The sequence below is a fragment of the Rheinheimera sp. genome (assembly GCF_020217005.1).
Lineage (GTDB): Bacteria > Pseudomonadota > Gammaproteobacteria > Enterobacterales > Alteromonadaceae > Pararheinheimera.
Map to the genome: position 1 here is coordinate 1 of NZ_JAIWOI010000299.1, position 11,759 is coordinate 11,759.

9 protein-coding genes, 1 tRNA gene and 1 pseudogene are annotated in these 11,759 nt (G+C 44.9%); 9 read left to right on the forward strand and 2 right to left on the reverse strand.

Features of this window, described 5'->3' with window-relative positions; translation table 11 throughout:
* From LDL40_RS14530 to msrB, 3 genes and pseudogenes are all read left to right on the forward strand, one after another.
* Nucleotides 1–1,214, forward strand: a pseudogene (locus tag LDL40_RS14530) (glycogen debranching enzyme GlgX); the annotation flags it as partial.
* Between the two features lie 89 nt (nucleotides 1,215–1,303).
* Complete coding sequence (gene gndA, locus LDL40_RS14535; protein ID WP_300996139.1) at nucleotides 1,304–2,833, forward strand: NADP-dependent phosphogluconate dehydrogenase; 1,530 nt, start codon at nucleotides 1,304–1,306, stop codon at nucleotides 2,831–2,833.
* Nucleotides 2,834–2,888: 55 nt separating this feature from the next.
* Nucleotides 2,889–3,287 carry a peptide-methionine (R)-S-oxide reductase MsrB gene (gene msrB, locus LDL40_RS14540; RefSeq protein ID WP_300996140.1) on the forward strand — a complete coding sequence of 133 codons (399 nt, stop codon included), beginning with the start codon at nucleotides 2,889–2,891 and terminating at the stop codon, nucleotides 3,285–3,287.
* On the opposite strand, the gene LDL40_RS14545 is transcribed toward msrB, so the two are convergent.
* Nucleotides 3,268–4,062, reverse strand: a complete 795-nt coding sequence (locus LDL40_RS14545) for a DUF2989 domain-containing protein (protein ID WP_300996141.1) — start codon at nucleotides 4,060–4,062, stop codon at nucleotides 3,268–3,270. The two genes, msrB and LDL40_RS14545, sit on opposite strands and share 20 nt — an antisense overlap.
* A 117-nt stretch (nucleotides 4,063–4,179) precedes the next feature.
* On the opposite strand from LDL40_RS14545, the gene LDL40_RS14550 reads away from it, so the two are divergent.
* The 5 genes from LDL40_RS14550 (at nucleotide 4,180) to LDL40_RS14570 (ending at nucleotide 10,358) form a co-directional block, all read left to right on the forward strand.
* Nucleotides 4,180–5,679, forward strand: coding sequence for a glyceraldehyde-3-phosphate dehydrogenase (locus LDL40_RS14550; protein WP_367304336.1), 1,500 nt, complete (start codon nucleotides 4,180–4,182; stop codon nucleotides 5,677–5,679).
* Nucleotides 5,680–5,840: 161 nt separating this feature from the next.
* A complete protein-coding gene (locus tag LDL40_RS14555; RefSeq protein WP_300996144.1) occupies nucleotides 5,841–6,968 on the forward strand; it encodes a M14-type cytosolic carboxypeptidase in 1,128 nt (375 codons plus the stop codon).
* A gap of 97 nt (nucleotides 6,969–7,065) precedes the next feature.
* Nucleotides 7,066–7,392: a zinc ribbon domain-containing protein gene (locus LDL40_RS14560; RefSeq protein ID WP_300996145.1), complete on the forward strand. Its 327-nt coding sequence runs from the start codon at nucleotides 7,066–7,068 to the stop codon at nucleotides 7,390–7,392.
* A gap of 1 nt (nucleotide 7,393) precedes the next feature.
* The gene (locus tag LDL40_RS14565) at nucleotides 7,394–7,675 is read left to right on the forward strand and encodes a YeaC family protein (protein ID WP_300996146.1); all 282 of its coding nucleotides are present in this window, start codon (nucleotides 7,394–7,396) and stop codon (nucleotides 7,673–7,675) included.
* A complete protein-coding gene (locus LDL40_RS14570) occupies nucleotides 7,662–10,358 on the forward strand; it encodes a DUF349 domain-containing protein (RefSeq protein ID WP_300996147.1) in 2,697 nt (898 codons plus the stop codon). The genes LDL40_RS14565 and LDL40_RS14570 overlap by 14 nt, the downstream gene beginning before the upstream one ends.
* Nucleotides 10,359–10,421: 63 nt before the next feature.
* Here the strand turns inward: LDL40_RS14570 and ansA are convergent, their stop codons facing one another.
* Nucleotides 10,422–11,435 carry an asparaginase gene (ansA, locus tag LDL40_RS14575; protein ID WP_300996148.1) on the reverse strand — a complete coding sequence of 338 codons (1,014 nt, stop codon included), beginning with the start codon at nucleotides 11,433–11,435 and terminating at the stop codon, nucleotides 10,422–10,424.
* A gap of 233 nt (nucleotides 11,436–11,668) precedes the next feature.
* On the opposite strand from ansA, the gene LDL40_RS14580 reads away from it, so the two are divergent.
* Nucleotides 11,669–11,759, forward strand: a tRNA-Ser gene (locus LDL40_RS14580).

Consider the following 11,759-nt stretch of genomic DNA (forward strand, 5'->3'; position numbering starts at 1 on the left):
TCAGAGGTTTGGCTAACCGGCAATATTACCTTTTTGAAAATCATGCTGATATCACGGACTATCAGCATAATTGCAATTACAGCGGTTGTGGTAACACCCTCAACGTAGCCCATCCTATGACCCAGCGTTTGGTATTAGATGCATTACGCTACTGGGCCACAGAAATGCAGGTAGATGGTTTTCGTTTTGATCTGGCAGTTACTTTGGCCCGTGAGCACAAGAGATTTGACGCTTATGCCACTTTCTTGCAGGTGGTAGCTCAGGACCCTGTGTTAAGTCAGCTCAAACTTATTGCTGAACCTTGGGATTTAGGTCCCTTTGGTTATCAGTTGGGACAGTTTCCTGCTCATTGGTCCGAACTGAATGACAAATTCAGAGATACATTCAGAGCATTCTGGCGTCAGGATCCCGGCCAACTGCCCGATTTTGCTACACGTTTATTAGGCTCAAGAGATATTTTTCAAAAGCATCATAAACCTGCCTGTTGCAGCGTAAACTTTATCAGTTATCACGATGGCTTTACTTTGCATGATATGGTGAGTTACCAGGATAAACACAATTGGTTAAATGCGGAGCAAAACCGCGATGGACACGGGCATAACCTGAGCTTGAACTACGGTATTGAAGGCTACAGTAGTGACGAGGATATTCTGTACAAAAGATTCCGCCATAAGCGGAATCTGGTGGCGAGCCTGATGTTAAGTCAAGGCATAGTACACTGGCTCGGAGGCGACGAATTAAGTCAAACCCAGCAGGGTAATAACAATGCCTATTGTCAGGATAATGAAATAAGCTGGTTGCATTGGGAACTGGATTATCAAGCGAGCCAATTTCTGTTGTTTGTGAAAAAAATGATAGGCATCCGGCAAGAGTTTAGTTGTTTACAGCAGTTATCACTATTGGATGATCAATACCAGTTGCATGGCGATAAACATCAGGTGAACTGGTATTTAGCTGATGGCAGTATCAAGCAGGATGAGCACTGGACAGATCCTTATAAAAGCAACTGTGTTTTTGTGATTGAACATTTAAAAGATCATCAGGCCATGCTGGTAATTATCAATGCCAGTGATCAACCGCTCCAGGTTGATTTACCGAAAAAGAGCTGGAAATTGTTGCTTGATACTCATTTTATTACGGGAGAACCGCTGGAAAATGCAGCAACCCGAACCAGGTATTTGCAAAGCGAACGATCTTTATCCATTTGGTCTTGAGTTTTTTCAGCTGAGCTTTTTCTTTATGTTAAGTTTTCCAGTATAATCGCGGCCACTTTTGCAGTGCCGGATTTTAAAAGGAAAATCAAATGTCTGAGACATCCGTATTATGTGATATAGGTTTTGTCGGCGCAGGTGTGATGGGGAAAAACCTCATTTTAAATCTGGCTGATCACGGTTACAGGGTTGCCGCTTTTGATTTAGACCACAAAAAACTGGAAGCTGTTATAGCTCAGGATAAAGCCGAGCGTGGCGATAAGCCAGCCCGGGTCATTAGCTGCAGCTCCTATACAGAACTTCTATCGCGCTTATCTTCTCCTCATTTAGTTATTTTATCTGTGCCAGCTGGCAAGCCAGTGGATGATGTCTGTTTAAAACTGATTGATGCCGGTATTCAAGCGGATGACATTATTGTGGATACAGGCAACAGTCTGTGGACAGATACGGTTCGTCGTGAAAAACACTACGAAGGAAAATTCATTTTCTTCAGTACTGCGGTGTCAGGTGGTGAAGTAGGGGCCCGTTTTGGTCCTTCACTGATGCCTAGTGGTGATCCTTACGCCTGGACTCGTATTGAGCCGATTTGGCGTGCCATAGCCGCTAAAGTAGATCCGACTACAGGTCGTCCGCTGGAGCGGCATGAACCTGGCAATCCGGTTACAGAAGGTGAGTCCTGTGCCACCTACATTGGGCCAGGTGGCTCCGGTCACTATGTAAAAATGGTACACAATGGCATTGAATACGCCGATATGCAGCTGATTTGTGAAGTTTACCAGGTGATGCGTGATGCTCTGGGTATGAGTGCTCAGCAGATTTCCGACGTTTTTAAGGAATGGAATCAGGGTATTTTAAACAGCTATCTGATGGAAATCAGTGCCGAAGTTTTGGCGACTAAAGATTCGGAAACTGGTTTGCCTCTGGTTGATGTGATTCTGGATAAGGCCGGACAGAAAGGTACCGGGCTTTGGACTGCAGTCAGTAGTCTGGAATTAGGTTGTCCAGCGCCTACTATCAGTGAAGCCGTTTTTGCCCGCTCTATGTCAACGTTAAAAGAGCAACGGGTACTGGCATCCACTTTGTTACAAGGCCCTGTGCGTGAACATTGCACTAACCAAACTGCAGAGCAGATGATTAAGCAATTACACGACGCACTCTACTGTGCGAAAATTTGTGTTTATGCTCAGGGTTTTGATTTAATGAAAACCGCTGCTGCAGAACATGGCTGGCAGTTAAACTTTGCTGAGATTGCTAAAATCTGGCGTGCCGGTTGTATTATCCGGGCGGTGTTTTTACAGTCCATCACGGAAGCTTACGAACGGAATGACGATTTAGAAAACCTATTGTTGGACCCGTTTTTCTCCAAGCAGATTTCTGTCAATCAAATGAACTGGCGCCGTGCTGTGGCCGAAGCTGCAATGACGGGAATTCCTGTCTCTGCTTTAAGTTCAGCACTGAGTTATTACGACTCGTACCGCACAGCGGTATTACCAGCTAATTTGTTACAGGGGCAACGGGATTATTTTGGTGCTCATACCTTTGAGCGCACGGACAAAGCCAAGGGCAAAACTTTTCACGTCGACTGGAGTCATACTGACAGGCCGATGCAAAAAATTAAATAACAAAAAAGCCCCTGTTGGGGCTTTTTTTTACCGTTCGCCAATTTAGGGGGAGCTAATGAAAAAAACTGAACAAGAGTGGCGTCAGTTGCTGAATGACGAACAATACAGAGTGACGAGGCAAAAAGGTACAGAGTATCCATTCAGTGGCATCTTACTTCATAACAACGAGACAGGTAGTTACCATTGTGTCTGCTGTCAGCAGCCGTTGTTTGACTCTGCTGACAAATTTGACTCAGGCTGCGGCTGGCCTTCTTTTAGCAAAGCTATTAAGGGGCAGGTGAAATACGAAAAGGATACTTCTCACGGTATGAATAGAATTGAGATTCTATGTCAGCAATGTGACGCTCATTTAGGTCACGTCTTTGACGACGGCCCGGCACCGACCGGGCAACGTTATTGTGTGAATTCAGTGTCTTTACTTTTTAATCCGGACGTTAAAACTTCGGCGGAGTAAAATGCCCCAATAACAGCTGAGCTTGAGTGTGCTCGGCTGTTTCTTTAATTTTTTCGTGATCAAGCTGCGCCTGATCCAGATAAATTTTCAGTTCCTGCAATTCTACGTTAAACGCGCCACTCTGCTGGGCTAGCAAAGCCCAATGGTATGAACTGGCATAGTCTTTTTTCTTATAAAACATAGTCGTAAGTGATGCAAATATCTCTGGATCAACTTTGGGTTCTGCCGGATAAAGCTCCAGGGCGTGATGCAGCAGCTCGATACTTTTTTCTCTGTCTCTTTTACTGTAATAGCTGACTAAGGCCAGTTGCAGCTCAGGTGTTTCGAGCTGCTTATTTTGTTCTGCCTGCAAAAAACGTTGCAGATGGCTGTCGCTTTTATTCCTGGACCAATGGTAATACAGCAGATGCGGGTCATCTGAACTGACGGTTTCGTCACTCAAACGCTTTATTTCTTTCAGGCTGGTCATATAACCAAGCATTCGGGTACTGGTTTTTTCCTTGAGCTTTATGTGTTCAATGCCTGCGGCCAATTCAATGCATTTTGAATACTTTTCAAAATCAAGGAGTAACTGGTATTTGTTTTTATCCGAAGGCAAGTGTTTCTCTTGATAGCGTTGCATGATCAAATCACGACGCTGCAAATTACAATGCGAATCATCATTCAGGTCAGTGCAAAGCCCGGGTTCTTTTTCGCATACAGCGCGCAAGGTTAGCTCGCCTTCCGAACAAGCGCTCAAAATAAATACACTCAGGGTTAACGCAAGATATTTCATAAGTTTCTCATCAGACTCTTCTGTGATCAGCATAACGAAGAATTAAGAAAAAATCTTTTTGTAATTCTTGTCGTAGTATTACATGTTCAATTACAATGCGCCTGCCTCAATGTGGCGATGACCACAGGCACACCTCTGAACCTACAAGACGTAAAAGGCGAAACCATGACTCTATCACATGAAGAACAGTATCAACGCAGCTGGCAGGAACGTCAGGAGTATGCTGAAAACATGCAACCTATCATAGGTCGCTTGTACCGTAATAAAGGCATTGAAGTTGTGGTTTATGGTCGTCCTTTGGTCAATGCGACTACGATCGACATCATTAAGGCGCATAAAACAGTCGAACGTTTTGAACATCAGAAATTAAGATTAAGGGAAAGCTTTCCGATTCTAGAAGCTATTTCGACCATGGAATTAGCTCCAGGCCGCGTAGACATTGGCAAACTGGCTTTCGCCTACCTGTATAAAAACGCCGGTGAAGGCCAGAGCTTAGAACAGTACCTGGAAAAACAGTTAAATGAAATATTACATCGCGACGATCAAATTAAGCCAGTTGATGTAGTGCTCTACGGTTTTGGTCGTATAGGTCGCTTATTAGCCCGTTTAATGTTGGAACGGTCAGGTCCGAGCAGTAAGTTGCGTTTAAGAGCTATTGTGGTGCGTGGAGGCCGAAAAGGCGATCTGGAGAAGCGAGCCAGTTTGCTGCGTCGCGATTCTATCCACGGTCCTTTTAACGGCAGCATTACAGTAGATGAGGAAAATGGCGGTATTAAAGCTAACGGCACTTTTATCAAAGTGATTTATGCCGATTCTCCTGAGCTGGTGGATTACACTGCTTATGGTATTCATGATGCGTTAGTGGTCGATAACACCGGTATATGGAAAGACGACAAAGAACTGTCTATACACTTTAAATCAAAGGGCGCAGCAAAAGTACTACTGACAGCGCCGGCAAAAGGCGAAGTTCACAATGTGGTCTATGGCGTGAACCACAGCATGATCCAGCCGGCTGATCGCATAGTATCAGCTGCAAGTTGCACTACGAACGCTATTACGCCAGTACTGAAAGCACTGAATGATGAGTTTGGTATTAAAAATGGCCATGTTGAAACTGTGCACTCCTACACCAACGACCAGAATTTGATCGACAACTACCACAAAGCTGAGCGTCGTGGCCGAGCTGCACCTTTAAACATGGTAATCACTTCAACTGGAGCTGCCAGTGCGGTAGCCAAAGCTTTACCTGAATTAAAAGGCAAGCTAACGGGTAATGCGATTCGGGTACCAACTCCAAATGTGTCTATGGCGATTTTGTCACTGAACCTGAATAAGGCAACAAACAGGGAAGAACTAAATAACTATCTGCAAAAAGTGGCGTTGTTTTCCGAGTTACAGGACCAGATCGACTTCACCAGCTCTACTGAAATTGTTTCCAGCGACTTAGTGGGGTCCCGTTATGCCGGCGTGGTCGACTCTCAGGCAACAATAGTTCAGGATGATCGTTGTGTACTTTATGTATGGTACGACAACGAATTTGGTTACAGCACTCAGGTCATCAGGGTAATGAATGAAATGGCTGGTATTAAGTACCCGACTTTACCCATTAGTAAATAGATTGACAGACTATAAGAGGCCGCCTGAGTGCGGCCTTTTGTTTTTTTTACCCGCCCAAAAATATGCGTCGCGGCTGAACAGTCAGAGATTTAATGATATGATGCTGCTTCCGTTAAGACAGTCTTTAGGCTGCGCCTGTACTCTAACCAAGTGGATATGTTATGAAAATTACCTGTAACTTTGACAGCGGTAATATCGAAGTCATTAAAGCTGAAGAACCGTCAGATATTCAGCTGGCAATACGCAAAGACCACAATTCAGATTTCTATCAATGGTTCCATTTCCGTCTACATTCTCAAAGCACAGAACCTCATACTATTCGAATAGTGAATGTTAAAGATTCAGCTTACCCTGACGGCTGGAAAGGCTATCAGGCTGTAGCATCCTACGACCGCCAGACCTGGTTCCGGGTAGAGACCCAATTGGTGAACGACGAGTTGGTGATTAGTCATTACCCTGAAGCCGAATCAGTTTATTTTGCTTACTTTGCTCCTTACAGTTATGAACGGCACATGGATTTACTGCATTCAGCGCAAAGCTCTGGTTTGGCGCAAATCTTTGAGTTGGGCCAAACTTTGGATGGCCGTGATATGAGTTTGTTGGTCGTAGGTGAACCTACAGATGGCAAGAAAAAAATCTGGATTACAGCACGCCAACATCCCGGCGAGTCGATGGCTGAATGGTTTGTCGAAGGCTTGTTAGACCGACTGCTGGATGAAGACGATGCGGTTGCCCGCACTTTGCTGGAAAAAGCGGTATTTTATATAGTGCCAAATATGAATCCGGACGGTAGCGTACGGGGTCATTTAAGGACCAATGCGGCTGGTGTGAACTTAAATCGGGAATGGCAAAACCCAAGTTTAGAAAAAAGTCCTGAAGTTTATTTAGTTCGCCAGCAAATGCTAGAAACTGGTGTTGATATGCTGTTGGACGTGCATGGAGATGAAAATCTGCCTTATAACTTTGTTGCAGGAGCTGAAGGCATACCTTCATATGATGCGAAACTGCAGCAGTTAGAAACCGTGTTTAAACAGGCGCTGTTATTAGCAACACCTGAGTTTCAGACAGAATTCGGTTACGATCTGGATGCTCCAGGCGAAGCCAACCTGACAATAGCCTCCACTTGGGTTGCAGAACAGTTTAAGTGTTTGTCTTACACGCTTGAGATGCCATTTAAAGACAATGCTAACTTACCGGACATAGACTTCGGTTGGTCTGATGTTCGCTCAATGAAACTAGGACAAGACAGCTTAGTGGCAGTGTTGGCTGTCGTTGATCAATTACGCTGAGTTGACCGTATTCGCAGATAGTGCAAGCCAGTCTGGGCTGGCTTGCAAACTTGTTCTTTTGCTTTATAGTGCGCCATAACTTTCAGAGGGTTTTACTATGGCAATTATTTCCTGCCCACGTTGCGCAAAAAAAATTTCGGATAAAAGCCAAAATTGTCAGCACTGTCAGTTAGATATGACTGGCATGTCAGCAGAGAGAAAATATCATTTAGCCATTGAAGCAAGAGATAAAAAGATGCAGGGCGCCCTAAATCAATCCATGCTGGCTTTGATTTTGTTTTTGGCTGGCTTCTGTTTTCTCTATTTTTGGGCTCTGGAGCCTGAAGGCTATGAAGCTATTGTTTCCAAAGGCATGATAGCTATGGGGTTCCTGTGGTACATCTATGCCCGTGCCCGTCTGATTTATTTAAAGCGAAAAAACTAATATGGATTTTAAAGCTCTTGTAATGGCTATGTCGCCAGACACTTATCAATCTTTGTTAGAGAGGGTAGCGACAGGGCGCTGGGCTGATGGTGTAACTATGTCAGAGGCTCAAAAATCATACACTCAACAACTGGTGATGGCCTATCAGGCCTATGTACTCAAATCGACAGAACCCTATACCATTGGTGCTGATGGTCAGATGGTCGTCAAATCCAAAGCTGAAATGAAAAAACAATTTCCCCAGGACTCTTCAATAGCAAGGTTTGCGCATGATGATCTTTAAACGTTGGTTTGCGCCTAAATGGCAACATAAAGACGCAGCAGTACGACAACAGGCAATTGCCGGGTTAAATGCAGATGCCCAGCACAAAGAAATTTTGCATGAATTAGCCTTTAATGATGGCCACGAAGCCGTGCGTCGCGCCGCGTTAGAAAAGCTTAATGAGTTTTCCTTATGGTGGCAGGCAAGTAAACAGGATAACGCAGATCGTTTAAAACACTATGCAGAGACTCAACTGGTCCAGATGATTCTGGACAATCGTATTTCAGCACCGTTAAAACGTCAGTTTATTGAAGAGTGCCACAGAAGTAGCATTTTAGAGAAGTTAGCTCTGACTGAATCTGACGCAGAGATCCGTTTTGCACTGATTATGCGTCTGAAGAAAAACGACCTCATTTTGGCTAACTTACAACAGGATGTTCTGAGTCTGGAGCAAAAACGTCAGCTTCTGGCCCTCATTACTGAACCCAAGCAGTTAGAAAAACTTAGCAAACAATTAGCTGAGCCTTTAGCCAGCGAGTTGAAATTGCAGCTACAACAGCAACAGCAAGCCAAAGATAAGCCTGTTCAGGTACGCAAAGTGGTTAACTTGCTGTTGGCGAAATTAAACTCGGTGCGCGAACGCGGCGATTTAGCCCAGATGCAGCAAAAATGGCAGCAATACCAACAAGAATGGGACGCTGTGCAGTCAGACCTGACCCTGCTGGATGATGCCGAGGATTTGATTCAAAAATATAATAAAATCAATTCGCTTACAGAAGCTTCCTGGGCGCCACTGTTAAAAGAACAACAACAGAAGTTGGAGCAACAACAAAAACTTGAGGCGATGAAAAAACAGCAACAAGGTTTTGAATCACAACTTGGCACATTACAACAACAGTTGGCGGTGTTGATGTCGGAAGGAAGGTTGGATGAAACTGACCACCTGGCTGCACAGGTGGCTGCTTTACTTGACCAGTTGACCCAAAGTGAGCTGACCGCTACTGTTAAGGCCGGATTGCAAAAAGCCATCATTGCGTTTGATCGTCAATTACAGCAATTGCCTGTTCAGGCCGAACAATTATTTAAATTAACCCGACTATTGGCGGATTGGTCAGCGGCTAGTGTGCCTGAGGATGCTACACAGTTTCAGCAAGTGGAAGCCAAATATCTGCAGTGGCAACAAGAGTGGAATAAAGGCCGCAAAACCTTAGGCGCTATGTTGCCAGAAAGTTTAGCCGAAGCTCAGCAGCAATTAAACGCACAGTGGCAGCCTCTGATGACTGAATTCGCTGTTCAGGCGGATAAAAATATGAAGTCTGTTCGCTCAAAATTGACAGAGTTCAGACGTTTATATGAAGCAGGGCGCTATAAAGTTCTGTTTGGTCTGTTTAAAGGTATCCAACAAAGTTATGGAGAATTAACCCCGGCTCAGCAACAACAGCTGACCAAGGATTACCAGGCGGCTGAGGTGCAACTGCAGCAGTTAAATGAGTTACAAAACTATATAGCCACGCCTCGTAAACAAGAACTGGTTGCTCAAATGCAGGCTTTGGCTCTGGCCACTGATGTAGAAGCGCCGCAACGCGCAGAGCAGGTCAAACTGGCCAGAGCCACCTGGCAAACATTAGGCCGGGCTGACGAGGCTCTGGAAGCAGAGTTAAATCAGGCATTTAACCTTGCCTGCGAGCAAGCCTTTGCACCATGTCGCGATTACTTCGCTGCATTGGACGAACAGCGTAAACAAAATGCACTGATTAAACAGCAGATCCTGGCTGATTTAGCCGCTATGCTGGATAAATCTATGGACAAAGGCTTTGACAGTCAACTGACTGCTTTACAAAAGAGCTGGCGTGACAGCGGTCCTACAGAATCAGCGCTTTATAAAGAACTTTCGGCTCAGTTTAAAACTCTGGTTGATCAGCTCAAAGCTCGCGTTCGCGCTCAACATGCACAACACTTAGCTGAAAAACAGCAGTTAATTTTAAAGGCCCAACAGTTATTGACACTATCTGTCGATGAAGCTGTGGCAGGTGCTAAAAAATTACAGCAAGACTGGAAACAAATCGGTTTTGCCGGAAAAACCGACCAGCAACTCTGGTCTGAGTTCCGTTTGGCGTGTGATCAGATCTTTGCCAATAAGACGGCTGCAAAACAACAGCAGGAACAGCAATGGACTGAGCAACAGCAGCTTGCTGAAACTCAATTCGCTGAAGTCACAACTTTGTGTGCTCAGGCTGTTACTCTGTCAGAATTGCATGCTGGTCAAAGTGCATTAAAAGCGCTGGAACTGCCTGCCAAATCTGGCTTGTTACAGCAAAAGCAGCAGTTGTTAGCCGAAGTACAGCAGAAAATCGAGACATTGGAACACTCAGCGTTTAATGCCAGTTATCAGCAACTGTTTGCTGCGCTTGAACAAGCTGATGTGACAGCTGATGCTATTCCTGCGCGTTTTCGCGAAGACTTTGCTAAAGGTCAGGAGCAGCAGTTGACTCGCGCGCAGTTAACAACGGCCATTGAGCTTATCAGTGGCAAAGACTGTGTTGCGGCTGATAAAGCACAAGTGCAACTGCAACTTTTGTCTGATAAACACAATACTGGCACAAGTTTGACTGTAGATGCTTTATTAAAACGTTGGTTAAGTTTTGGCGTTGTAAAAGTAGAAGAGCAGGGCTTAGTGCAACGTTTAAAAGCAGTATTTGCGTAAAGCAAATGCTGCATACGAAAAAGCCAGCGAAAGCTGGCTTTTTTATGTTGAAACACAGCGCTTTTAAAGCGTTAACTCACCACGCAAACTTTGTTGCATAAAAAGCCTTACCTGCTCGGTGTTTAAAGGTTGACTGAGCAAATAATGCAGTTTGGTTAAGGTGGCTTCCAGTGTCATATCGTAACCGCTGATCACACCGCAGGCTCGAAGTGCATTACCAGTGGCATATCCCCCCATATTCACTTTGCCTTTAAAACACTGGGTGCAGTTAACGATAATAGTGCCGCGTTTAGAGGCTTCCGTTAGGGCGTCCAGTAATTCTGTTTGCTGTGGCGCATTACCTACACCGTAAGATTTAATGATCAATGCTTTGATCGGAGCGGCTGCCATATTTTTTATCACTTCAGCACTAATACCCGGATACAGTGTCACCACGCTGATCGGCTGAGGGGTGATTTGCGCAACTTTTAATGCTTTGGTCACAGCGGTAGAAGCCAGATGCCCTGCGATTAAATTGATATGAATACCTGCTTCAATCAGCGGAGAAAAGTTCGGAGAAGCAAAGGCGTCGAAGCCATCCGCGTCCGCCTTTGTTGCTCTGTTGCCTCGGAAAAGCTTGTTGTTAAAAAACAGGGCTACTTCGGCAATTGGATAATAAGCGGCAAGATATAACGCATTAAGTAAATTCACCTGACCGTCCGAGCGCAACTGGGCTAGGGGGATTTGTGAACCCGTCACTATGACCGGTTTAGCTAAATCTTCCAACATAAAAGACAAGGCCGAAGCCGTGTAGGCCATGGTATCTGTGCCGTGCAGCACAACAAAACCGTCGTAGTCGGCATAATGGCTTTGTATATCTGTGGCAATTTCTAACCAATGTGCGGGAGTCATATCTGAGGAGTCTATGACTGGATGATATTCGTGGATATCAAATTCCGGCATTTCTGAGCGATAAAACTCAGGCATGCTTTTGACTGTATCGGATAAAAAGCCGGGCACCGGTACAAAACCATTGCTGGATTGCTGCATACCTATAGTTCCGCCCGTGTAGGCGACATAAATTCGTTTTTTATTCATGACAGAGAAGGTCCTGATCTGTTGTAGCGCTATTGTAATCAACAGCGGCAGGGCTGTCAGTTTTTGTTCAGTTTAATCTTCGCTAGCTCAGTTATTTAAGCTCTAATAGCGCGGAAATGAGCAGAAAATTAGCAAAAAGTAATCACTTTGCACAAATGCTGAGCAAACGGATTAAAAGCGAGAGAAAAGCACTTTACAAAAAAAGTCGGGGCACCTAATATGACGTCCAACGCGGAGGGGTGGCAGAGCGGTTTAATGCACCGGTCTTGAAAACCGGCGAAGGTTAATAGCCTTCCGAGAGTTCGAATCTCTCCCCCTCCGCCA